Raw genomic sequence first — 24,510 nt, forward strand, 5'->3', positions numbered from 1 at the left:
ATTATTGTTTCCATAAATAAATAGAATCTTTACCATCGCCATTCAGTGATTTATTTTGCTCCACTAAAAGATAGCGAGTTTTACCATCAGCAATCAATTTAAACGCATGTAATCGGGTGTTGGCCGAAACAATATTTAAGCCCGTTTGCATTTGAGTAAAATCAGCGGGCGAATAGATCGTCGTTACGCCAGTGCTATTGGGGTAATGAAATGTGGTGCGGCTCATATTGCCTTGTGCATCAAAGCTTAAGCGTTCAGTTTGGCTGTCATCCTGGCAATCACTTACGCTGGTGGTAAAATTTTGCCCTGCCAGATCTAGAGCCGATGTCACTTTGATGGCATTGGCGGCGACTAAAACATAAGTCGCTTTTTTATCTTGAACGCCGCCCAAGCCTGGCTCGCACAGCATGGCGGCAAACGGCAGGTGTGGGTTTTCTGGCAGTTGATACACGCCGCTGCCGCCGCTTAAGCCATTGCCCCAGCTATATGTGCCATTACTGGCATAGGTGAAGCTGCCTTTAGGAAGAATAGGGCTGCTGATCCCTGCGCCGTAATCGCTGAGCTGCGCACTGCTCGTTTGCGAATCTGTGGCCGCGTAGTGGTAGGCGATGTATTTACTGCTGACTGTTGTGTGGGGGGTAGGGCTATCGTTACCACCGCCGCCACCACAGGCCGCTAAAGCAAATGTAATCAGGCAGATTGTATTTTTTTTCATGGGATTAAATCTTTGTGAGTGTGGATGTGAATTCAGTATTTAATAGGCCGTAAATTAAATCATTGCACCATTGATTATTTAATTTAAAGTTATCTCTTATCCTGCCTTCTTGTATAAAGCCTGAATGTTCTAATAGTTTGCTTGAGGCGATATTTCCTTCGCTTACTGTGGCGGTGATTTTGTGGAATAAACAGTCATTAAAGGCAAATTGCAATATGGCTTGCAAAGATTCTTTGCCATAGCCTTTACCTTGCAGGCTTGGGTGCAATAAATAGCCCACTTCGGCCTGCTGATAAGGCTGCCATTTGGGCATAAAGCTCGTTACGCCAACGGGGGTATGATTGGCTTTATCAAAAATAACCAAGCATAGCCAGTGTGCGCTGTGTTTATTCCAAGCTGCTAGGCGGCTATTAAATTTTCATTTATTTCATCGGTAGATATAGGGTCGCCTACATATTTCATTGTTTCTGGATGTTGATAAAGTTGGGTGAAAAAACCTCTATCTGCTTCGGTGAGAGACTTAATAATTAATCTTGGTGTTTCTGAACAGATGCTCATCTTATGGCCTGTTGTTTTTTTAATTCTTGGCTAAGCAATGAATAATTCATCAGTGAGATATATTTACCCTCTTTGATTTCGCACTCCCGGCTGATACCCTCTAAAGTAAAATTAAAGGCTTGCAGAAGCTGCTGCGATTTTACGTTTTCTATTTCTTTCCCTAGGCTAATAAAGCCAATTCACCCTGTAATAAAAATAATGCGGTAATGGCCATTAACCCTGCCATCGTGCCATTAAATAGCTTTAATTTTTTGGGAACGAGCAAATGCTGGCGTAAAGCATCGCCCAGCCATGCCCAAATACAGATGCAGGGTAAATTAATCAAAGCGCATAAAACGGCTAAGCCCGCTGCGGCGAGCATGCTATTTTGCTCGGCAGGCAAAAACAAAATTACGGTGTTGATCACCATCACCCATGCTTTGGGGTTAATCCACTGGAATAGCGCTGCGGCTAAAAAACTCATGGGCTTAGCGGCTTCTTTGCCCTCAGGCGATCCGGCTTTCCATATTTTCCACGATAGCCACAATAAATAAGCGCAGCCAAATACGCCTAAAATGGGGCGTACTGTATTAATACTGCTCATCACCCAAGCCAGAAGTACGCCAACGATAAACACCTGAATGCCGTGGCCAATGCTAATGCCTAATAAATGCGGAATGCTGCGGCGAAAGCCAAAATTGCCGCCAGAAGCCGCTAGCATCAGGTTATTGGGGCCGGGGGTGACGGACATCAGCGAGACATAGCTCAATAAGGCGGGGTTAAACATAGACTTGGCTCTGTATGGGTGAAAGGCAATTCATCATAAAAGCTTCGTCACAAAGGTTACAGTGTCATTGCTTGCTAATTTTTATGGGTACAATTTAGACATTGCGGTATTATCCAAAATGGATAGGTTTTATCTTGAAGTTGGGGGATGACTTTGCGCTGAATACGGTACTCGCTGGTGGTCAGCCTACAACCTAGCGATGGCGCGCGCAGTCCTATTAAGCGTGCCTTTGGAGGAAAGAGCCGCAATATACGCAGGCTCGCTACATTGTTTATGCCCTTGTGATAAAGCGTAAACTCCACCGATAAAGCGTGATACATCGCGACAGAATGCAGCAGATGTTAAGCAAGGAAGCCACCCTCTTCACTTGTGAATGAAACGTCAACAGAGCCTAGTGATGCAAATAGATACGCTTTATCAGCAGTTGGCCAATGATTTTGCGCAGGCAATCAGCCACGGCTCTTTGCCGCCCGGCTCCCGATTGCCATCGGTGCGTAAAACGGCACAAAGCCGCAGTTTGTCTTTGAATACGGTACTTACCGCCTATCGAATGTTGGAAGACCGTGGCCTAGTGGTGGCTAGGCCACAATCTGGCTATTACGTGCGCAGCCATTTGCCTATGCTACCAACGGGTAAAGTAGGCGCAGCGCCTAGCTCGGCTCAAGGCCCCGTCGGTGAGGTGCTGGATTTGATCGGTGCGGCCTTATTGGCCCAGCAAACACCGGGCTATATCAATCTGGCCTTAGCCTGCCCCAAGGGGGGGCACCCTAGCTGATCTGCTGCTATAGCATTTTCTGTAAGTGTTTCTCAATGAGTCAAAATTAAGACCATTGATATTCAATGCCCCTCCAGCTAGAATCAATTAAGTATCAATGATTTTTTGTTGATTTTTGGGGTGATTGGTCGATTTTTTACTTTGGAAGGGAATGTCATGAGCAATAATCATTGGCAGTTGCTGGAAGACATCCAGCAAAAGATGAAGCAGGCCTCAGATTTGCCTCGTGGGATCTTTAATGGAGTGGCTGAGCGTCTGGATGAAGCCCTTACAGGCTCATCGCGTGCGTCGATCGAAGCTTTGAATGCACAATTGGCAGGTTTATTGGATCGTTTGCTGAGCCTCGAACCGGCTACTGCTCAGGCTATTCTTGGCGCGCAGCCAGATCACAAAAATGAGCAAGCGGCTTATATCATTGGCCAAGTGAGCTTTGCACAACTATTGGCGGCACAAGCCGCAGAACGGCGAGTGGATGATGAGTTCACTACTTGGATGAGCAGTAGTTTGTTTAAGCCCTATATTGATGCGCTTGCTCGTAAGGATTTAAATGGGAAAGAGCTTGCTGAAATTTGCAATGAAGTACCAGAAACCGTTAGCCGAAAATTAAAACAATTACGGGAACTTGGCATTACTGAATTCAGGCGAGAAGGGACACGTTTTTATAATTTTTTGACTCCAGCTGCGCGTTCGGTTTTGTCTGAAAGCAAGTCTTTAGAGGTGAGCGACAAGCCTAAATTAACGCTTATCGCAGAGCTTCGTAGTGCTGCGCCATCTCATATGCAGCACAGTCAATCGCTCGCTCAGGCGGCATAACATGGCACAAGAAAATAGTATTGGTAAAATCGTTACGTTTTACTCTTTTAAAGGAGGAGTAGGACGGACAATGGCCGTGGCTAATTTGGCTTTTCTGGCGGCTTTAAATGGCAAGCGTGTGCTGGTTATGGATTGGGACCTGGAAGCGCCGGGGCTTGCGTATTATTTTCGAGGTTTGTTGAGTAGTGCAGAAACGAGGGCGCTTGGAGATGCACCGGGTGTCTTGGATATTTTAAGCGAGTGGAGCGCTACGATTGAGAAGGCAGAGTCAGACGAAGAAGTCTCCGCTTTGCAGCAGCGTTTTGAAGAAGGTTCGGTTTTTAAAGATTGTGTGCGAACTTTAATTGAAGCTGAGATGTCGGCCGATTTGCTACCTGCCACGGCGGCCCTAGATATTATTAGTGCGGGCAGTAATAAGGTTAAAGCGATCACAACAGCGGGTGATTTACCTTATGAAGAAGCGCTTGCTCAGTTTTCGTGGGCCGATTTTTTTGATAAATATGCAGGCGGCTTCGCATTAGAGCAATTGCGGCTTTGGGCAAAGAAGAATTACGATTTTGTACTCATAGATAGTCGGACGGGGTTATCTGATATTGCAGGCGTTTGCACCATGCAATTGCCAGATTCAGTGGCGCTATGTTTTGCACTCAATCAGCAAAATATTGATGGTATTGCTAAAGTTTCAGCCGCAATTCGTAGCAAGCGTCAGGATGCGGTGATTCAGCGTGCTATACCAATGCGGGTTGGAAATATCGATGCAGCAGATGGAAGTGATGCACAAGCGCGTGCTCTTTCTGCTTTAAGCCATATTGGTGGCGGTATTTCGGCGGATATCAAAGCAGATATGGCGATGTTATCTATTAAATTGGTTGATGATCTGCCCTTTTATGAAACGCTTGCGCCATTTGTAGCAAAAGACCCAGAGCTTGATAAATTGACCTTGAATTATCTACGTCTTGGAAAACATTTGCTGGATGTGTCTTTATCAATTCCGGTCTTTAATTCAGAAGTACTAAAAAAAATACAGCAACGCCTTCAGCCACGTAATGCAACAATTGAATATATTAATTCATTGCAATCGGCAGAGCCTGTGCGTGCAATTGATGAGTTAAGCCAATTAATTGATGCTGCGTATGATACGGCTGTAAATGGTGGTGTGCTGGATGAAATATATTTACATGCTTTACTTGAGGTGGGTATTGACATAAGTGAGCAGTATAGCATCGAGGACGATTTTTATATAAAATTGGAAAAAACACTAGATACTATTTGTGTTCTATATAAAAAAGAACCTGTGAAGTGGAAAGAGTTCCTTGTTTCTGAAATTCAATTGGTTATTGAATATTCAATGATGCACTTACCTGCTAATAATGTTAGAAAATGGTTTTGCGAACTGGATAATATCTTAGTAAATGAAGTATCTACTGCTTCTCGGTTAAAAAGAATGAATTATTTGCGGAGTTCCGCGCAAATTAGTCTGGATAATAACGATGGCGATGCATTGAATGATAGTGTTTCTCGTATTAATAATATTTACCAAAGTATTATTTCTGAAAAAGTGGTTCTTGACCCTGTAGAAAAAAAATCAATGCAGGCATCAATAGTAGATGTACAGTTATTGCTTGGAAATATTGCGTTAAAGAATAATGATATAGCTGAAGCTAGAGAATGCTATGAGAATGGTTTAAGTCTTTTTCCTAGTTTAGATCTAATTGAGACTGATACTGACTTAGGAATATTATGTTTTCGTCTTCACTATCAGCTTACTAAATTACCAATCTTGACAAAATTGGAGGCCGCTCAACATGCTAGCAAGGCTGTGCGTTTTTCTGGGCGTTTATTTCGATTTAAATTTTTTGAGTTAGCTAAGTTTGTGCTCCAAGCATCAGATTACCCTGAGGTTATTCTTGATTTTTGCGAATCATTTGTGAATGTAGCAGAGTCGAATAATCAATTGATATTATCTCAATACTTGTTGGGAGGGGCTTCAGGGAATGGTGTGAATTTAATTGATTTCATTAGTGATTTTTCTAAAATATTGATTGTTCATAATACTGAACGTGCAAACAGTGTGCTGCGTAGTTTGCTACAGCTCCTATCTTTTTCGTTTGATTCTCTTATTAGAAGAAAAATTATTCATGGTGATGCTATTGAATTAAGAGATAAACTGTCTTTTCAATTGAATGAGTTGAGTATTATATTAGCTGGGGCCGGCATTTCAATGGAAGATTTTTCAGGCTTGGCTAAAGCACAGAATGCCTATTCTGGGGCATTTTCGAGTGACGATTCATCTATGAATGCAGAATAAAAATGATGGAAGAGCATAGCCAAAACAAATCACCAGCCGATTTATTTCTTTGTCTTTTTGCAAAAGCAGAAGGCATGACCGCCCATCAACGGCGTACTGTTGTAAAGGATGCCACCTTTAAACCAAGTATTGAGAATGCATTAAGAAAGAACTCAGGGGATGATGCGTTTACTGCCGTAGAGGGGCTACTTTCCAAGGGAGGTGGCCTTCCGGCGGAGGTAAACGGTCGTATTTTAATGGCTATGCAGGCCATTGATGAATTTTTCTATCTCATTAACCCGCGTGCTCAATTTGTTCCTTTGGCTAAACCTGCTCATAAATTGCCTGATTGGCTGCGTGATTTACGGGATGCCCGCCGTATTTCTGGCCGCTATGCTCAAAATGAGAGATTTAATCTGGTACCGCGTGGCCCGCTGCTACGGCGGGATCGTGATGAAAATGCCTCTAATGCTGAAAGTCTATTGGATCGATTTACGGCTTTAACACCCGTGCCTATTACTTTAAGCATAGATACGCGCAAAATTAATGTTGAGTATGTCGTTATTGGTCTCGGCGCAATAGATGGGGTTGTTGCGGGTAAAAAAACAGGCCATGAAAAAGTTGTATTTATTCCGCTTGCTGAGAAAAAGGCTGATTTAGTTTTGAGTGAGCGAACTATTTCAGAGCAGCCCTATGTGGACTTTTTCTTAAGTCCCTCACTGAATGCTGCAAATATTATTCATGAGGTTTTAAAAAATACCGGCCCAGTTGATATTGCATTTGCGCCGGAGTTGGTGACCAAAGAAGAACATGCAGATAATTTGGCCGCATTACTGAATGCTAGCCCTGTTTTATCACGAATGATTATTGCAGGCTCAGGCCAGACAAGGGCGCTCTGCCCTGAAGGGCTGGCTTGGAATGAAGCACGCATATTCAATGGCAAGGGTAGCGAGTTATGGCGGCAAAGAAAGCTGTGGCCAGCAGGCTTAGCAGCGGAGCGGGCCAAGGAGTACGGGCTGGATTGCCCTGATGGCAAATTGGCGATGGAAGATAACGCCGAGGGTGACACTGTGGTGATTGCAGATCTTGATGGCTTGGGGAGATGCGTCGTACTTATTTGCCAAGATATTCAAGCCAAGCCTATGACCGCAGATTTAATTGATCGCTTTCAACCGGATTGGGTGTTCATCCCCGTGCTGGACCCTGGCGTACAAGAGGGGAGATGGGGCCATCAACGCTGCTTTGAGTTGAGTGAGGCGTCGAATACTCGTTTTATGATCGCTAGTAGTACGGCTCTTGCGGATAGGCTTGGTTGGAAAGACCCAGTTGCTTGTGGTTTGGCAATTGGCCCCAAGGCCCCTAGTGCAGACGGAGATCAGGGGCGTGTATGTAAAGAGGCAGAGATCTTAGCGGGTACAGCACCCGGCTATGCAAAAATTGAATGGCGTAGTGATGGGTGGAAAAAATCGACCTTAAGTGCAAATAAGTGAGTATTACGGCATTGATAGCGCATCAATGCCGTAGGTTGATTCAGCTATTAATTCACGCTGTATTCCTTAATATCTTTTAGCCGTTTAAATAGCCACAATCGTGAAGGGGCTTGCGTTGGCTTGCCTCGCCTAACATTAAATTTTACCGTGTCGGCTGCTGCCGCTACGCCATCAATTTTGCAGCCAGTTAGCTTGTCATCGCTGATCACGATGCCTTCAGGATCGATGCCGTTTTATCGGTGGCGAGCGTTTGCGGGGTATCGGACAGAGGCGCTTCTATACTTTGTTGTCGTCGGCATTTAAAATATCAGAGACTGAAACAAGGCTGGCTAATCATAAAAGCATCGTCATAAAGGTTGCAGTGTCATTGCTAGCCTATGTTTATGGGTACAATTTAGGCGTCGTGGCCTTACTCGGTACTTATGATGCAAATAGATACGCTTTATCAGCAGTTGGCCAATGATTTTGCACAGGCAATCAGCCACGGCTCTTTGCCGCCCGGCTCTCGATTGCCATCGGTGCGTAAAACGGCACAAAGCCGCAGTTTGTCTTTGAATACGGTACTCACCGCCTATCGAATGCTGGAAGACCGTGGCCTAGTGGTGGCTAGGCCACAATCTGGCTATTACGTGCGCAGCCATTTGCCTATGCTACCAACGGGCAAAGTAGGCGCAGCGCCTAGCTCGGCTCAAGGCCCCGCCGGTGAGGTGCTGGATTTGATCGGTGCGGCTTTATTGGCCCAGCAAACACCGGGCTATATCAATCTGGCCTTAGCCTGCCCCAAGGGCGGCGATTTTTACCCCAGCAATAAGCTAGCGCGAATCATGGGGCAGGTGCTTAGGCAGAATCCGGGCATGGTCAGTAGCTATGCTTTGCCGCCAGGATCAGAGCGATTACGTACCCAAATTGCCCGCCGCAGTGTAGAGCTGGGGATGTCTTTGCAGGCTGAAAACATCGTGCTGACTCATGGTTGTATGGAGGCTTTGCAATTATCGCTACGTGCTATCTGTGTGCATGGCGATGCCGTGGGGATTGAATCGCCTACCTATTTTAATTTGTTGCCACTGTTCAGCAGCTTAGGTTTAAAGGCGGTTGAAATACCGACTGATCCGCAAACGGGCATGTCACTCGATGCGCTTGAGCAATTGTTGGTTGATGGCCAGTTGCAGGCCATTGTGGCTATGCCCAATGTGCATAACCCTTTGGGCTGCAGCATGCCGCTGGAAAACAAGCGGCGGCTGGCTGGCCTGTTAAAGCGTTATCAAGTCCCCTTGATCGAAGACGCGCTTTACGCCGAATTACAATTTGCTGAAGCCTTTGCCCCAGCGGTAAAAGCGTTTGATGAAGAAGGTTGGGTGTTAATTTGCGCCAGTTACACCAAGACGCTGGCCCCTGATTTTAGAATTGGCTGGGTAGAGGGCGGGCGTTTTACCGAGCAGATTCGTAAGCTTAAATTCTCTTATTCCGTAGCCGAATCTATGGTGCTGAGCGAAACGCTGGGCTTGTTTTTAGAATCGGGCGGTTACGATCATCATCTGCGCCAGCTCAAGCGCCGCTACGCCATTCAGGTGGATAAAGTACGCGCATTGATCGCCGAGCATTTTCCGCAGGGCACCAGCGCCACCCAGCCTGCTGGTGGGTTTTTATTCTGGGTGGAGCTGCCAGCCAGCTGCGATAGCGTTAAATTATTTCACCGCGCCATTGCAGAGAAAATCAGCATCTCGCCCGGCCCGCTGTATTCCCCCAGCGGCCGCCATACCTCGGCGCTACGCTTATCCTGTTGCCAGCCATTAGATGAAAGCTATATCCAAGCTTTAGTCCGGCTGGGCGAGATGGCGCAGGACATTATGGATGAGGCGCTTTGTTGAGCTCCTTAAGGGGGATCTTTGCAAAGGGGCTAATATTTAATTGCTGGCAGTCAATTGAGTTACATCCTTGTATGGAGAATGGCTCTTTTATATAAAACGCAACGCTTTATTTGGCCCAGCATTTGCTTGGGGTTTGAATGGTGTTGGCGTTATTGAGCATTAGCTCAATCACTTTGCATTCACTATCTTTTGTTTGTGCTCCCTGTGCTGTTGCCTGTGCAACAAAACCATTGCTGCCAATACTAGGAAGAAGGGTGATGCGGTAGTAGCCGTTTTCGCTTAAATAACCGCTATCCGCGCCTAGCCCCAGCTGGCTAATCGTTCCATAAGATGTGTTATTCGCACGATATTTTTCCTGTGTTTGCAGCAGCTTGCTTAGGCTGACATAGGCATCCGTGCGATGAGATCTCAGAATAAAGCTGCTGTATGAGGGGAAAGCAATGGCAGCCAGAATGCCAATAATCGCGACCACAACCATGAGTTCGATCAGGGTAAAAGCATGTTGTTTATAGCGGTGCATGATGCGTCTTCTTATAAATAATCAACGATTAACAAGCTTTGTGTGCTTATTTATAAGTGATGGATAATGTTGTTTATACCTTTTTATGCCAAATGCGGCATTGCTGCCGCATTTGGATATTCACACGATCTGCCAATTAATTAACGCTGTATTCCTTAATATCTTTAGGCAGTTTAAATAGCCATAAACGAGAAGGGGCTTGCGTTGGATCGCCTCGGCTAATATTGAATTTCACCGTATCGGCGGCGGCCGCTACGCCGTCAATTTTGCAGCCACTTAATTTGCCATCGCTAATCACGCAATCGGTGGCGGTTTTGCCCTTACCGTCTTGCAGGCTGGCTTTGATATCAAAGTCATTGTCATTCACGATGGCGATGGTTTTGCCATCGATCATGGTTAAGCCCTCTGATTTCTCGGCCAGATAGCCAAAGCTCGCCACATCGTAATCAAATAGCTTGCTGCGTTTTACCATTTGCACGGCGGCTAAATCACTGGCGGAGCCAAATTCTAGTTCGCGTTTATCAGCCAATAATTTGCTGCTTAGATCGGTGGCGCTGCTGATATCGATCAGATAAATACTGCGATGCATCAGGCCGTCTTTTTGGATGCCTTGCTCAATCAGCAGAAAGCGCGTGTCAGATATCGCCAGCAGATCGCCAATTTTTAGCTCCTTGCTTTTGCTGTAATTGGCGTCAATCGGGTAGGCAAACATGCGGGTGGCTTTGCTAACCGGATCGTATTCGGTGATACGGGTAAACAGCGCCTTGCTTGATTTATTATTTTTGCTGTCGGTGATTTCCAAATTGCTTTGGATCGCGCCGTAGATTTTGCCGTTTGGCGTAATGGCAATGCCTTCAAAGCCACGGTTAGGTTGGCGATTGGCGAGTACGGCAGGTAGGCCACCTGCACCGGGGTAAAGTTTTTCTAAAATCTTGCCGGTTTTTGGATCGATGCGGATCAGGAAGGGGCCGTATTCATCGCAAATCCATAAATCACCATTTTTATCGACCACGATGCCTTCAGGGTCGATGCCGTTTTTATCGGTGGCGAGCGTTTGCAGGGTATCGGATAGAGGCACTTCTTTGCTGGAGCCGATTTCATTGGCAGCCGTTGGGCGGCCCGTGGTTTTGCTGCCGTCAGCATTTAAAATATCAGTGACTGAAATAAGGCTGGCTACGCCGTCTTTTAAGCGCATTACGCCAAACTTAGGTGTGAAATCGGGGGCGGGGAATACTTTGGTGGTGGTTCCATCGGCCAGAGTTGGCGAATCGGCATTTGGCCCGCGATCGCTCAATACATAAAATTCAATTGCGCCGTCGCTGGTTTTGCCTTTAAAGGCTAAAGCCGAGCCCAAGCTAAATGGAAAACCATTTGGGAAAGTGGCTTTCAGGCCCGCTAATGTGCCCGGATAGGCCACATTAAATTTGGGATCGACCACAATTTGATGTTTGGTCAGGCTGATATCGCCAATCTTGCTGGTATTGTCTTTGCCAAACTGGCTGGCGAGGGTGGATTCAAAGTGCTCGCTGGCTAAATTACGATCACGCACCTTTAGGCCGAGTTTAGCAAGCTCTGTGCCAAAGTCATTGCCACTTGCGGCTAATTTGATGCTGGATTCTGTTAATGATTTTAATAAATCACGCTGGGTGGCTTCAAGCTTAATGCCATTGCTTGGGTCGCCATCACTATCTAGTGTTTGCAGTAATTGGGCAATATTTAGTGCTTTATCATTAAAGCCGCTGCTTAAATCTGCAGGGGATAATTTAGCCGTAGCAATGGCTTTGCCTAAGACAACGCCACCAATTTTAAAGGTGATTTCATCACCCACTTGATATAAATAAAAGCCATCGGCTTTAGTGTATTGCGCGCTTGGATTACTGGTGGTGCTGTATTCTAGGCCTTCTACTGCTGAATCTTGAAATACGCCGCTGATAATAAATGGCTTATTATTTGTGCTGGTGGTGGTATCGGTGCTGTCGCTATTGCAAGCGGCTAATAGTGAACTAAGCGCAATACTGAGCGCAATTGTGCGGCGTTTCATTGGAATAACCCTGTTATTAAAATTAAATGAATAGTGCCATTTAAATATGACAAAGGGGTTAAGGTTGTAGTTTAAGCTAATATATTGATTAAATTAGTTTTATCTTTTTCAGGGGGGGGAATTAATCGATCCTATCAACTTAAGCCTGCGTTTTTAGTAGGGCGGGTGAAACCCGCGAGCGGCACTGAAAAACACATGGGTTTCACCCGCTCTACTAAAATCTATAATAAATTTAATTATTAAACTGGCATAACAAAAAACGCCATGCATTGCGCATGGCGTTGTGTTTTTTAATTAAAAATTCTTAATGTTTTGATGCACCTTCTGCACCTACCCCTGTCATAGAGCGGATAAATTGCGGCAGGAATGCAGCGCGTTCAGAATCAGCTTGGGCGCTCTTATCGGTGATAGAGAAGATCCATGTCATTAGGAAAGCCAATGTCATCGAGAAGATCGCTGGATTTTTATAAGGGAATAGCTCGCTGCCCTTAGCGTGGCCCAAAGTATCTACCCAAACGGCTGGGCCGAGGATAATTAGCACAACAGCGCAGATTAGCCCAGAGTAGCCGCCAATTACGGCTCCGCGCGTGGTTAAGCCTTTCCAGAACATGGATAGGAATAGCACTGGGAAGTTAGCCGATGCCGCAATCGAGAACGCTAAGCCCACCATAAAGGCGATATTTTGTTTCTCGAACAGAATACCCAGCAAGATAGCTACCACGCCTAAGGCCACGGTTGCATATTTAGACACGCGGATTTCTGTTGCTTCATCTGCACGTCCTTTACGCCAAACACTGGCGTATAAATCGTGTGAAACAGCAGAGGCACCAGAAAGAGTCAGGCCAGAAACCACGGCCAGAATAGTGGCAAAGGCCACCGCCGAGATAAAGCCTAAGAATAAGTCGCCACCCACTGCGTGCGAAAGGTGGATCGCCGCCATATTAGAGCCACCTAGCAACTTGCCTGCGGCGTCTTTATACGATGGATCAGTGGAAACCAGCATGATCGCGCCAAAGCCGATAATGAAGGTAAGGATGTAGAAGTAACCAATAAAACCAGTAGCCACAAACACAGATTTACGCGCCGCTTGAGCGTCTTTTACCGTAAAGAAGCGCATCAAAATATGCGGTAAACCTGCCGTACCAAACATCAGTGCTAAGCCCAGCGATATCGCATCGATAGGATTAGAAACCAAGCCACCTGGTGCCATGATGTTTTTAGCTGCTTTAACGGCGGCTTTGCCTGCATCAGATGCTTTTTCTACTAGCGTAGCGGCATCAGGTGAGTGGTTGGCCACGGCTTGCGCAGCAACGTCGGAGGCCGCAGAGGCTTTGATTGCTAGCAGCTGTGCACCCGCTTCTTTTACATGTACGGCTTGGGCAAACATGCCTTCCACGCTAAAGTTCACATGTTTTAGCACCATAAAGGCCATAAAGCTTGCGCCAGAGAGTAGTAGCACCGCTTTAATAATTTGTACCCATGTTGTAGCCAACATGCCACCAAAAATTACGTAAATCACCATCAGTACGCCAACCATTACTACAGCGGTGCTGTAATTCAGGCCAAATAGCAGCTGAATGAGCTTACCTGCACCTACCATTTGGGCAATCAGATACAAAGCCACCACGACTAAAGTGCCGGTTGCGGCAAAGGTGCGCACTGGGCCTTGCTGTAGGCGATAAGACGCTACATCCGCAAAAGTGTATTTACCAAGGTTACGTAGGCGCTCGGCTACCAAAAAGGTAATCACTGGCCAGCCTACCAAAAAGCCGAGGGAGTAGATCAGCCCGTCGTAACCGGTATCAAATACCAGTGCGGAAATCCCAAGGAAGGACGCAGCCGACATATAGTCGCCCGCAATGGCTAAGCCATTTTGAAAGCCGGTGATGCCACCACCAGCTGAGTAGAAATCTTTAGCCGAGCGTGTTTTACGCGCCGCCCAGTAAGTCACGCCAAGGGTAAAGGCCACAAATAGAAAAAACATAATAATGGCGTGCCAATTGATGGGCTGCTTAGTTACAGGGCCATCAATGCTGCCAGAGGCCCAAAGCGGTAGGCTGCTTAGGGCGAGAAGGGCCGCAAGGCCTAATTGTTTTTTGAACTGACTGATCATTGCTTGGCTTCCTCAATGATTTCACGGGTTAACTGATCAAATTCAGTGGCGCGCGAAACATAAATACCGGTGAGCACAAAGGCGGATAAAATCACCAAGATACCAATAGGAATGCCAATGGTGGTGATACTGCCAGCTGAAAGCGGGATCCCTAATGTTTTGGGAGAAAAGGCGATAACCAGAATAAAACCGTAGTAAATCACCAGCATGACTGATGATAAAAGCCAAGAGAGGCTGGTTTTCTTCTGGACCAATTCAGCAAACTTTGGGTTTTGCTGAATCCGGTCGATGATAGGATCATTCATTTAGACATCCTCCTAAAACAAGGTGAGATCCCCTAGGCTTGCCAGCAGGGGATAGGCAACACTTACTCTATTCGAGAGGGGGTGGGTATGCTAATTGCAATTTTTGATGCACAAAATCAGCAAAGCTGATGTTGCAATGCACAGAACGCATGGGCGGCTATATTTTAAATGCACATACTCTCTAGCTTATTCCTGAGAATAAACTGACAGGATTAGGGTTTTTGAGCATACTTTCCGCATGGAAATCTATCAAATACGCACCCTAGTGGCCGTTGCACAGCAGGGGCACCTCACCCAAGCCGCAGAGCTGCTGCATTTATCGCAGCCAGCCGTCACTGCGCAAATTAAAGCCTTGGAAGAAGAATTTGGCTTGCCGCTATTTGAGCGTTTCCCCGGCGGTGTGCAGCTGACCGAGGCAGGGAAATTGCTGCTGCCCGATGCAGAAAATATTTTGGCCTTGGCAAGAGCGATGCAAAATCGTGCTAAAGGGCTAGCAGGAGAGCCCCGAGGTAAGGTCAAGATTGGCACTATTGGCGTGCCTGCAAGGCTGCGTTTAGGCTCTTGGTTGGCTCATTTACGCGAGAAATATCCGCTGATTTCGGCACAAACCACCCATGGTATTTCGGTGAGTGTGCTGAACGATGTGCGGAAAAAAATCCTCGATGGTGGTTTTTATCTGGGGCGTAATCCCTATCAAAATGTGACCACTTTGCAACTCACCGAGATTGGTTTTTGTGTTGCACTGCCACCAGCCTTAGCAGGTGAGCTGGCCAATGCCGATTGGAAAACACTTGGTAAAACCGCTTGGCTTGGCTTGTCGCAATTTACTAGTCTTGCTGAAATTACTTTAGAGCTATGGCGCAGCCAAAATATTGCTCCTAAAGTGGTTGGTGAGTTTGATGAAGAAGCTACTTTGGTTGAGTTGGTTAAAGCAGGAATGGGGGTGGCTATTCTGGCAGAGCGCACGGCAAAGCGTTTTGCAGCGGACGGCTCAATTGCATTATGGCGGGGTGGGGAGATTGCAGTGCGAGTACCGCTACAGTTTATTTATTCGGCAGATAGGGAGCATGATCCTTTGATTGGCATGCTGCGTAGCTCGCTGAAAACGGAATGGGATCTGGCCTGAGAGGCTTGTCCATGAAAATTACTTGAAGGTGCTTCGTGCAGCTGTGATTTAAATATCAGCAGTGACTGCATGGCATATTGTTTCGTGGTTTTTTTAGTGGACTGCTCAATGTCTTTTAGCTGGCAAATAAAAAAGCCAGACGATGTCTGGCTTCAATAAAGCATGCTGGTTCGATAAAACCGATGCTTCTTATATCTTGCTACTGCTTTACTAGAAATACAAAAACCCCACTGGGAGCAGGGTTCTAGTATGAAGGTACCGTGCAACAACTGAATTACTTCAGCTTGGTTTCCTTGTAGATCACGTGTTTACGAACCACGGGATCGTACTTCTTGATTTCTAACTTAGTAGGCATAGTGCGCTTGTTCTTGGTCGTTGTGTAAAAGTGACCAGTACCGGCGCTGGATTCCAGCTTAATTTTTTCACGCATGATTTCTTACCTCAGCCTCAAACTTCGCCACGAGCGCGGAGATCCGCGAGGACGACTTCGATGCCTAGTTTATCGATAGTACGGAGTGCAGCGTTAGATACACGCAGACGAACAAAGCGGTTTTCGCTTTCTACCCAGAAACGACGGCTGTGTAGATTAGGAAGAAAACGACGCTTAGTTTTGTTATTGGCGTGGGAAACATTGTTCCCTGTCACTGGGCGCTTGCCGGTGACTTCACATACTCGTGCCATGGCGGGTAATTCCCTGACTTCTGAGAAAAACCGGATTTATAGCATAGATCCACTATTTGTTTCAAGAGCTATGTCACTTTGCACTAAGTTGGGCAGAAAACTTTCTTGCTATTTTTCAAGGGTTTTGGCGGCTAAAACCAGTCTTTCTGCGGCTTTGGCTGGGCTAATGTTGTTATTTTTCTAGTAGGAAAAAATGATCTCAAAAAATACACTTTTTGTGGCATCGTCTTGGGTCATATTACTGAGTTCAAGATGGCACTTAGTTGTTTTTGAGCTGGCTAGGCTAAAATTTTGGGCTGATTTTTTGGCGCAAGCATCAGGTTTTTTTAAACTCACCGCGCTGCGGGCCGGGAAATTGCCTTTGTGTCGCTTGAAATTAATTTGCGTGGTTTTGCTTGGCGTACGCGGAGCAGAGGATTGCAATTGGAATAAAGGCCGCGTGTGGATAGCAAAGCGATAAGCCTGATTCAGGCTTGTACTGCGAGCCTTGGCTGTTTTTGCATACGAAGGCGTCTGTATTAGTATTATTGCGGATCAGCTTAAAGCGGCCGTTCAACGCTATAAAAACTTTACGTCTTTAACGTGCGGGGCCACTAAAGTAAACAGGCGAGCAGCAGGTGGCGATGCTTGGGCATCTGCCACCCGTAGTTTAAAGAGAATAGTGGTTTATTCACTCGCAGGGGCTAGTACAGTGCGATTGCCATTGGTTTCCATGCCACTAACTAGGCCAGAGGCCTCCATCTGCTCAATCAGCCTCGCAGCGCGGTTATAGCCTATTCGCAACTGGCGCTGTACCGATGAAATGGATGCACGGCGGCTTTTTAGCACAAAGGCCACGGCTTCGTCGTAGAGTGGGTCGTTTTCATTATTGCTTTCACTGCTGCCACCACCCGCTGCGGCTTCTGCCTCAAAGCCCCCATTTAAGATGCCATCGATATAGTTAGGCTCGCCCTGTTGCTTCAGGTTTTCCACCACTTGATGCACTTCGTTGTCGTCCACAAACGCACCATGCACGCGCAGCGGGTAGCCACTGCCGGGCGGTAAGAACAACATATCGCCTTGTCCTAGCAAGGCTTCTGCCCCCATCTGATCAAGAATAGTGCGGCTATCAATTTTGCTAGAAACCTGAAACGCTAGCCGAGTTGGAATATTGGCTTTAATCAGGCCGGTAATTACGTCTACCGAAGGGCGCTGAGTTGCCAGAATCAGGTGGATGCCGGCCGCGCGGGCTTTTTGTGCCAGCCGCGCGATCAGCTCTTCAATCTTCTTGCCTGCCACCATAATGAGGTCGGCAAATTCATCTACCACCACCACAATAAAGGGCAGGTGCTCTAAGCGCTCAGGATCATCCGGCGTAAGCGCGAATGGGTTAGTGAGTGGCTTACCGGTTTTTTCTGCTTCGCGTATTTTTTGGTTGTAACCGGCAAGATTACGCACGCCAAAGGTGCTCATCAGGCGGTAGCGTTTTTCCATTTCGGCCACGCACCAGTTCAGCGCGTTGGCGGCCAGCTTCATATCGGTGACTACGGGCGCTAATAGATGAGGAATCCCTTCGTAAACCGATAGCTCTAGCATTTTGGGGTCGATCATAATAAAGCGCACTTCGTCGGCGGTGGCCTTATAAACCAGACTTAAAATCATGGCATTTACACCCACCGATTTACCCGAGCCGGTGGTCCCTGCCACCAGCATATGCGGCGCTTTACCCAGATCGGTCACAATGGGCTTGCCGGTGATGTCTTTACCTAATGCAATGGTTAGCTTGCTAGCCATGGCGTGATAAGGCTCGGAAGATAGGATCTCTGATAGGCGGATGATTTGGCGGCTTGGGTTGGGTAGCTCAAGGCCCATGCAGGTTTTATCTGGGATGGTTTCCACCACCCGTATCGATACCAATCCCAATGCCCGTGATAAATCCTTCATCAGATTCACAATTTGCGAGCCTTTTACCCCAACTGCCGGCTCGATCTCATAACGAGTAATCACGGGGCCTGGGTAGGCGGCAATCACTTTGACTTCAACATTAAAGTCGGCGAGTTTCTTCTCGATCAGCCTAGAGGTGAATTCCAGCGTGTCCTTGCTAATGGTTTCTTTAGCTGGCGGCGCTGGGGTCAGTAGCTTGATCGAAGGTAAGGCTTGATTGCTGGCAATAAGCGGCAGATCTTCGGCGTTAAATAGCGGCACTTGCGCGGCTTTTTGCTGCTCTTCTTGTGCTTTTTTGCTGAGCGGTTTGGGTACTGCTGGCGCTTCGCTATGCGTGGCTTCAATCCGCACGGGGGGCTTTTCATCGAAGCGTTTTTTCTCTGAGGTGACTTTCTCACTACGGATAACCGTGGCTTCGCGGCCAATTTTTCTATCTTGATAGGCTTGGATCGCATCCTGTGTTTTAAGGAAGGCCAGCTCAATTACCGTGCCTAGGTTTTCCATTAAGTGCAGCCAAGAAAGCCCTGTGAATAGCGAAACGCCGATACACATTGTGGCCACTAAAAATAATGTTGAGCCAGAAAAGCCAAAGCTTAAATACAGCCACCCCCCCAAGGACACGCCCAGAATGCCGCCAGGGGCTTGGGGTAAGGCCGCGGTGAGGCTATGCAGGCGCAATGCTTCAAAGCTAGAGCTGGATAAAATAATCAGCAGAAAACCAATGCAGGCAAACAATACGGTTGGGCGAGCGCCATCGCTTACATGATCGATGCGGCGATAGCCCCATAAAATGGCGGAGAAACAAAAGCCCACCCACCACCACGCAGAAAAGCCAAATAAATACAGTAAGACATCGGCAATCCACGCGCCCACGGCCCCGCCACGGTTATGAATCTCTGGCCGAGTGGCGCTGTGCGACCAGCCCGGGTCAATGGGGCTATAGGTACTTAGCACAAGCACCAGATAAATAACCAGCACAACCAGAATAAACCACCAAGATTCGCGTAATAAAATAGCGATTTGCGGTGGCAAGGCGGCGCGGCTGGAGACGTTCGCGACGTTTTTTTTACGAAATATGGCCATTTGGGCTGATGCTACTCAATAGATATGCGGCTAATTATAGCGGCAACATCCTACAAACAGCAGTGGGCTACTGCATTTGGGTAATAAACCATAATATTAATGGGATGGGCGTGCTTTCATTTGTGCAATTTTTGCTAAAGAGTTGCCCTAGATAAAGTTACTGTAGCACGGCATGCCGTGCCGCTACGAAGGCGCTAGGGAAAACCTGATTTATTCAGTTTCGTGATTCCCGCGCAGTCGGGAAACCAGTATTTACCTTGGATCTCTGATAAAAACATTCGGGGGTGCCGATTTAACCAGAGGTTTCCTAACTTGCTTTTTTTAGCTCGTTTAAGCGGGTATTGGCTTCATCAACGGCTTTGCTGTTTTTATTGATTTTTAAAGCAAGAAACTGTTCAAAATTAGCAATGGCTTTTTGTTTGTCGCCTTTCCTTTGATAGGCGATGCCAAGCCGGTATTGCCCGCCGAGATTCTTATCTAAATGCACGGCCTGCTCTAAGCTTTGAATGGCAGGATCAATTTTGGATTGTTCTAATAGGCTTTTGCCTAATCCCAAATGGAAACTCGCTTGATTGGGGTATTGAGTGAGCCGCCGCTGGAAAAGGGCGGCTGATTTGTCGGCTTGATTGTCGTTTAAATAAGCTAAGTCCAGCTGTAGCCAGATGCTCAGCAAGGTATCTAGCTCATCACCAGCCTTGGTAAGAAGCAATTCTGCCTGAGCTTGCTCAAACTTATCATCGGCAATCAATACAGAGGCACGCAATAAATGGCCTAAATTAGGCTGTAATTTAGCAAATTCCTCGGTATTCGCTTTGGCTTTGCTAATGCTGCCTCCCACAATACCTGGCGCTTGTAAGTAAAAATTATTGAGGCCATCGCGCGCTTCGTATGATTGGGGATCTAATTCAACTGCACGGGCGAATTCTGCCTTGATTTTACTGGCGTATTTAGCGGCAGTAAGCATGCCGGAGTTTTGCACCATCGTGCCATAGGTATTGCCTAGCCATAAATGGCAGGCTGATGAATTAGGATTAATTTCAATACATTTTTCTAAATAAGTAATTGATTCTGCTAGGTGTTTACTATCGCCACTCAGTACAGGAATTTGCCCTAGGCCAAGTAAAGCAATATCGTCTTTGGGATTGGCTTGTAGCTGCGCTTTTAACTGTTTTTCTGCTTCAGCATATTTCTTATCATTGAGTAATTGTTTGATATCTGCTGGGCTTGCTTGTGCAATGAAGGTGAGAAAGGCAAGGCAAAACATGACGATATAGCGGTGCATATCAGCATCCTGTTTTTTGTGCTGGGATGGGTGGATACAGAGGGGATTATTCTAGAAAGCGTTGTTGCCATGCTAGATAAAGCGCATAAGTGTGGCGCGAATATTCGTCTTTATCTTTAAATTGCTTGGCATCAAGTGGATCAAAAATATGATAATGGGCTACTTTATTCGGGGCGCAAATGATCTGCCAGAGTTTTTTCAATAGTGTGGTATTTGGGGCCCATTCAAAAGCCTCTTGCGCCTCGTAATGTAAAAAAACTGGCAAGATAGGCACACCTGTTGCTAATGAAACAGTAAATGCGCCATAAAGAAATTTATCCCATAAACGCCGGCCTTTGCAGCCGCCTTCTGGATAAAGCGCAATTGAGTGACCCGCTAGCACCGCGCTAATCATATTTTGCAATGCGGCTTGCCGAGCGTCTTTTTGCTCCCGTTGTACAAATAAAGTGCCTGCCGCCTCGGCAATCCGCCCAACAAACCACCAATTGCGTACTTCGGCTTTGGCTAAATTTCTAACAGGGAAAAAAGCCGGAATGCCGACATCTTCAAAGGCTGAAGGATGATTGGCGATCAAGATATATTGGCGAGGAAGGGGGGCTTGGTGGTGCTGGTGTAAACGTAGCTCTACTCCCAGCGCCCTAATAAAACAACGGCACCAGCTCTGAAATAGTGTGGGGTAAAAACCGAGCCAAGCCATCGGCAGACGGGCTAAGGCCATCATCAAGAGCGTAAAACACAGCAGATCTAGCCCAGCAATAAGAAGACGAAGCCATTTTGCAAGCCAAAGCATGGGAGTTCTCCGCAGGGCGATGGAGGGGCTGGGATGAAGTGCAAAAATACGGCGAAATTTTTTACATCACGATAAAAGCGGGCTGCCTGCGGACGGCGCTTACAAAAAATGGCTTAAGATAAAAACCCTGCTAGTTTGTTTTCTAGCACCCTTGGATTTTCACCATTGGCGATGGCAACTAAGCCTTCGAGTAACATTTCACGGCGTTTTATTTCGGTTTGGATATGCTGTTTTAGCTTGTGTGCAATGGGCAGAAACAGCAGGTTGGCCATGGCAACCCCATAAATGGTGGCGACAAAGGCCACAGCAATCCCCGCACCTAGCTTGGATGGGTCGGTTAGGTTTTCCATCACATGAATCAGCCCCATTACCGCGCCGATAATGCCGATCGTGGGAGAGTAGCCACCGGCCGCTTCCCAAATTTTGGCCGCGGAGCGTGCACGATCTTCAAATGAATCGATATCAAGCTCCATCGCGCGGCGGATGACTTCTGGCTCGGCTCCATCTACAACCATTTGCAGTGCGCGTTTTACAAAAATATCTTTTTCGCTTTGCACATAGGCTTCTAAAGCCAATAAGCCACCACGACGAGCTTGTTGGCTCCAGTTTAATAAAACGCCTAGTTGTTTTTTAAAATCATGTTGTGGGGGGATAAATACCCACTTCACCATTTTTATCCCTGCAATAAAATGATCTTGCCGAGTTTGCAGCATGACGGCCCCTAAGGTGCCACCCGTTACAATTAAAAAAGCTGTGGCTTGCATCAAAGACGCAACGTGGCCGCCTTCTAAAACTTGGCCAAGAATCACTGCAGTTAAGCCTAGTAAAATACCAAAAATACTAATTTTATCCATAAGTCTTTATCAACTCGTCCAATCGCCTAATCTGGCCCTTAAGCGGGCAATGGCTTGGCTGTGCAACTGGCAAACCCGTGATTCGGTTACACCTAGCACAGCCCCAATTTCTTTAAGATTGAGTTCTTCATCGTAATACAGCGCCATGACCAGTTTTTCACGCTCTGGTAGCTCGTCAATGCCCTTAATTAAATTTTGCTGAAAATTTGCATCTGCCAGTTGCTGCAGCGGATTAATCGCATGGTCGGCAGCGTATTGAACGCTGTGATGGTTTTCATCTTCGTCTTCAAGATCTTCAAGGTGCACCAGTTGGTGGCCTCGCGCTTCGCTCAGTAGGTCTTGATAGGCTTCTAAATCGAGCTGTAGGTACTTTGCAACTTCACTCTCTAGCGGCGCTCTACCTAGCTTGTGGCCTAGGGCCAGCATGGCGGCTTCGATATCGCGCATATGCTTGCGGGCGTGGCGAGGCATCCAATCGGCGCTTCTTAATTCATCGAGCATGGCACCGCGAATACGCTGTGAGGCAAAGGTTTCAAACAGCACTCCTGCATTCGGATCAAAGTTTTTTGCCGCTTCCATCAAGCCCATCATGCCCACTTGAATCAAATCATCGACTTCTACACTCGCAGGCAAACGGCTCACCATATGATAGGCGATCCTTTTGACCAAGGGTGCGTGCCGAGTGACGTAATCTTCATCTTGGCTTGCCTGAGTCTGACGATAAAGGGATAGTGCGCGTGGCGCTGCCATTTGTTTCTACTGTGAGGGAGGCTAAAATCAGTTTAGCCGACCGTCTAAGAAGTTGGGGATGAAATCAGTTTGCTTTCTAATTGTTTAAGCGTACTGGCAAGTGCTTTGTCTAATCCTGCCGCTATATCGCTAGCACTCGTGCCAGATAATGGCTCGTTTGCCGTAAGAATAGTATCGAGTATAACAGGGGACTTCGCAGAGCTTAAGCGTATATGCAGTTTTGCTACGGCAATAGGCTTTGCTTGCAAATCGGTATGCAGCGTGAGCAATTCACCGCTGAGTTGGTAATCTGCGGTCTGATTTGAGGATAAGGGCAGCACTTCGCTAAATAAGCCACTGCTTTTTAACCAAGTTTGCGCATGGGCTGTTATTAAGCCTGTGGGGGAAGAGAGCCATTCGCGGTAAGGATCTTTGGCAAAGCGTTGGGCGCTTTCACGGTAAAAAAAGTGACGCTCGCCAAACGGAGCTTGGGCGCTAAAGGCTTTGATTTGCAGCGTGCCTTTAAATTGCACCGCATGGCTGAGCCCGCTGCGCTCAATCACAGGCAAATAAGTTTCTTTGCTAGGAATGGCCGTGCCGCAGGCGGCGATCAAGGCACTACAGAGTAAGAGAATCAGGCGTTTCATAGGGATTTAGTCATTTTAAAGTTATTTCCTGATGGTAAGAAGTCGACGCTTTTTACTGTGTAACATCCGTCATTTATTTGGTAAAACATAAGGCGCGGGTGGTTTGCCAAGTAGTAGCCCGGTTGGGTTTGCTCTTGCAGCTTCACTGATTACGCGTAAGTCTTCGCTGATTTGTTGCATATTACTGAGCGTGTTATCTAAGCCGCCTTCATGTTGCTCTAATAGTTTATCTAGGCGGCTTAAGCTGCTCTCCATTTTTTGTAAGCTGCCAACGAGATGTGGGTTTTCTAGCAGGGCGCGTGCTTGTTTGGCGCTGGCGGCTAGATCGCTTGGGGCGCTGGCCCAAGCTGGATCGGTAAGGAGTTTTTGTAAGGCTTGATTACTGCTACGGGCTTCGTGCATCAGGCCACTGGCTTCGGTACTGAGCTCAGAGAAAGGAATTTTTTCTAGCTTATCCGTAATTAAAAGCATTTTTTGTGCGAGGGCTTGCAAAGGAATGTCATTCATCTTGCTATTGGCCGTGCTTAAGACTTGATTTAAATTGTTGATTAATCCTTCAATATCTAGCTTTTGTAGGCGTATCGCCAAGTTTTGGGTGGCGTTGACAAGCTGGGCCACGGTGCTTCTGGCTGAAGGAATATACAAATGTTGGGGCTGCCATTGCATAGCTAGGCTGGGGTTGCGCTCTAGATCTTGATAGTCAATTTCTAAGTAGCTAGTACCCGTTAGGCCTTGAGGATTAAGCCGAATCCGCAGGCCTTTGGCGATTTCTTTATCTAAATAGCTTTGATCAGGAAACGGCATGTTTTTGCCGCCAAATAATTCAGGGCGAAGTTTGGTCTCGATCAGCACATATTGCTGGCGCTCACTGGGGGGCAAATCCTGCTGATAGCGTGAATATGTAAAGCCAATATGGCTGACCTCCCCCACGACCACACCGCGATATTTTACTTTTGAGCCAATATCAACACCCTGTACTGATTCATTAAAGTAGCTTTCTAAGGTAATGGTGGTGCGTGTCCAGCGGCCAGCCCCAAAAGCAATGGCGAGGATGAGGCAAATACTGAGGGCAGCTAGGACAAATACGCCTAGGCGAAAATAGTGCTTTTGTGTGGTCATCATTGGGCCAGGGGTTTAATGCGCT

At 46.9% G+C, this 24,510-nt stretch carries 22 protein-coding genes and 1 pseudogene; 6 read left to right on the forward strand and 17 right to left on the reverse strand.

The window, feature by feature from the left end:
* Position 1: 1 nt before the first annotated feature.
* From R6242_RS09705 to R6242_RS09715, 3 genes and pseudogenes are all read right to left on the reverse strand, one after another.
* Positions 2–715, reverse strand: coding sequence for a hypothetical protein (locus R6242_RS09705; RefSeq protein ID WP_318426246.1), 714 nt, complete (start codon positions 713–715; stop codon positions 2–4).
* Between the two features lie 4 nt (positions 716–719).
* Positions 720–1,097 (reverse strand): annotated as a pseudogene (locus tag R6242_RS09710) (GNAT family N-acetyltransferase); the annotation flags it as partial.
* 336 nt (positions 1,098–1,433) lie between these two features.
* Positions 1,434–2,039, reverse strand: a complete 606-nt coding sequence (locus R6242_RS09715) for a LysE family translocator (RefSeq protein WP_318426247.1) — start codon at positions 2,037–2,039, stop codon at positions 1,434–1,436.
* Between the two features lie 373 nt (positions 2,040–2,412).
* On the opposite strand from R6242_RS09715, the gene R6242_RS09720 reads away from it, so the two are divergent.
* The 4 genes from R6242_RS09720 (at position 2,413) to R6242_RS09735 (ending at position 7,404) form a co-directional block, all read left to right on the forward strand.
* Positions 2,413–2,814 (forward strand): winged helix-turn-helix domain-containing protein, encoded by a 402-nt coding sequence (locus R6242_RS09720; RefSeq protein WP_318426248.1) that lies wholly within the window; start codon positions 2,413–2,415, stop codon positions 2,812–2,814.
* A 156-nt stretch (positions 2,815–2,970) separates the two neighbouring features.
* Positions 2,971–3,627, forward strand: a complete 657-nt coding sequence (locus R6242_RS09725) for a helix-turn-helix domain-containing protein (protein ID WP_318426249.1) — start codon at positions 2,971–2,973, stop codon at positions 3,625–3,627.
* 1 nt (position 3,628) lies between these two features.
* The gene (locus R6242_RS09730) at positions 3,629–5,935 is read left to right on the forward strand and encodes a KGGVGR-motif variant AAA ATPase (RefSeq protein ID WP_318426250.1); all 2,307 of its coding nucleotides are present in this window, start codon (positions 3,629–3,631) and stop codon (positions 5,933–5,935) included.
* Between the two features lie 2 nt (positions 5,936–5,937).
* On the forward strand, positions 5,938–7,404 hold the full coding sequence (locus R6242_RS09735; RefSeq protein ID WP_318426251.1) for a hypothetical protein: 1,467 nt from the start codon (positions 5,938–5,940) through the stop codon (positions 7,402–7,404).
* A 47-nt stretch (positions 7,405–7,451) separates the two neighbouring features.
* Here the strand turns inward: R6242_RS09735 and R6242_RS09740 are convergent, their stop codons facing one another.
* The gene (locus R6242_RS09740) at positions 7,452–7,613 is read right to left on the reverse strand and encodes a hypothetical protein (protein WP_318426252.1); all 162 of its coding nucleotides are present in this window, start codon (positions 7,611–7,613) and stop codon (positions 7,452–7,454) included.
* Positions 7,614–7,826: 213 nt separating this feature from the next.
* Here R6242_RS09740 and R6242_RS09745 point away from each other — a divergent pair, with 213 nt between their 5' ends.
* Positions 7,827–9,272, forward strand: coding sequence for a PLP-dependent aminotransferase family protein (locus R6242_RS09745; protein ID WP_318426253.1), 1,446 nt, complete (start codon positions 7,827–7,829; stop codon positions 9,270–9,272).
* A gap of 106 nt (positions 9,273–9,378) precedes the next feature.
* Here R6242_RS09745 and R6242_RS09750 read toward each other — a convergent pair whose 3' ends face one another.
* From R6242_RS09750 to R6242_RS09765, 4 genes are all read right to left on the reverse strand, one after another.
* On the reverse strand, positions 9,379–9,792 hold the full coding sequence (locus R6242_RS09750; RefSeq protein ID WP_318426254.1) for a type IV pilin protein: 414 nt from the start codon (positions 9,790–9,792) through the stop codon (positions 9,379–9,381).
* A 136-nt stretch (positions 9,793–9,928) separates the two neighbouring features.
* On the reverse strand, positions 9,929–11,833 hold the full coding sequence (locus R6242_RS09755; RefSeq protein WP_318426255.1) for an esterase-like activity of phytase family protein: 1,905 nt from the start codon (positions 11,831–11,833) through the stop codon (positions 9,929–9,931).
* Positions 11,834–12,137: 304 nt separating this feature from the next.
* Positions 12,138–13,946, reverse strand: coding sequence for a cation acetate symporter (locus R6242_RS09760; protein WP_318426256.1), 1,809 nt, complete (start codon positions 13,944–13,946; stop codon positions 12,138–12,140).
* Positions 13,943–14,251 carry a DUF485 domain-containing protein gene (locus R6242_RS09765; protein ID WP_293938271.1) on the reverse strand — a complete coding sequence of 103 codons (309 nt, stop codon included), beginning with the start codon at positions 14,249–14,251 and terminating at the stop codon, positions 13,943–13,945. Before R6242_RS09765 ends, R6242_RS09760 begins: the two co-directional genes overlap by 4 nt.
* 238 nt (positions 14,252–14,489) lie before the next feature.
* Here R6242_RS09765 and R6242_RS09770 point away from each other — a divergent pair, with 238 nt between their 5' ends.
* The gene (locus tag R6242_RS09770) at positions 14,490–15,377 is read left to right on the forward strand and encodes a LysR family transcriptional regulator (RefSeq protein ID WP_293938273.1); all 888 of its coding nucleotides are present in this window, start codon (positions 14,490–14,492) and stop codon (positions 15,375–15,377) included.
* Between the two features lie 274 nt (positions 15,378–15,651).
* Here the strand turns inward: R6242_RS09770 and rpmG are convergent, their stop codons facing one another.
* From rpmG to R6242_RS09815, 9 genes are all read right to left on the reverse strand, one after another.
* Complete coding sequence (rpmG, locus tag R6242_RS09775; protein ID WP_046350383.1) at positions 15,652–15,807, reverse strand: 50S ribosomal protein L33; 156 nt, start codon at positions 15,805–15,807, stop codon at positions 15,652–15,654.
* A gap of 17 nt (positions 15,808–15,824) precedes the next feature.
* Positions 15,825–16,058, reverse strand: coding sequence for a 50S ribosomal protein L28 (gene rpmB, locus R6242_RS09780; RefSeq protein WP_082752868.1), 234 nt, complete (start codon positions 16,056–16,058; stop codon positions 15,825–15,827).
* A gap of 666 nt (positions 16,059–16,724) precedes the next feature.
* A complete protein-coding gene (locus tag R6242_RS09785; RefSeq protein ID WP_318426260.1) occupies positions 16,725–19,064 on the reverse strand; it encodes a DNA translocase FtsK in 2,340 nt (779 codons plus the stop codon).
* A gap of 307 nt (positions 19,065–19,371) precedes the next feature.
* On the reverse strand, positions 19,372–20,346 hold the full coding sequence (locus R6242_RS09790; protein WP_318426262.1) for a tetratricopeptide repeat protein: 975 nt from the start codon (positions 20,344–20,346) through the stop codon (positions 19,372–19,374).
* A gap of 46 nt (positions 20,347–20,392) precedes the next feature.
* On the reverse strand, positions 20,393–21,136 hold the full coding sequence (locus R6242_RS09795) for a lysophospholipid acyltransferase family protein (protein WP_318426264.1): 744 nt from the start codon (positions 21,134–21,136) through the stop codon (positions 20,393–20,395).
* Positions 21,137–21,249: 113 nt separating this feature from the next.
* The gene (locus R6242_RS09800) at positions 21,250–21,990 is read right to left on the reverse strand and encodes a flagellar motor protein (RefSeq protein WP_318426266.1); all 741 of its coding nucleotides are present in this window, start codon (positions 21,988–21,990) and stop codon (positions 21,250–21,252) included.
* Positions 21,991–21,999: 9 nt separating this feature from the next.
* Complete coding sequence (locus R6242_RS09805; protein WP_318426268.1) at positions 22,000–22,740, reverse strand: RNA polymerase sigma factor FliA; 741 nt, start codon at positions 22,738–22,740, stop codon at positions 22,000–22,002.
* 44 nt (positions 22,741–22,784) lie between these two features.
* Positions 22,785–23,366, reverse strand: coding sequence for an ABC-type transport auxiliary lipoprotein family protein (locus R6242_RS09810; protein WP_318426270.1), 582 nt, complete (start codon positions 23,364–23,366; stop codon positions 22,785–22,787).
* Between the two features lie 69 nt (positions 23,367–23,435).
* Positions 23,436–24,488 (reverse strand): MlaD family protein, encoded by a 1,053-nt coding sequence (locus R6242_RS09815; protein ID WP_318426272.1) that lies wholly within the window; start codon positions 24,486–24,488, stop codon positions 23,436–23,438.
* Between the last annotated feature and the right edge of the window lie 22 nt (positions 24,489–24,510).

The sequence above is a fragment of the Iodobacter sp. CM08 genome, from assembly GCF_033446605.1.
GTDB lineage: Bacteria > Pseudomonadota > Gammaproteobacteria > Burkholderiales > Chitinibacteraceae > Iodobacter.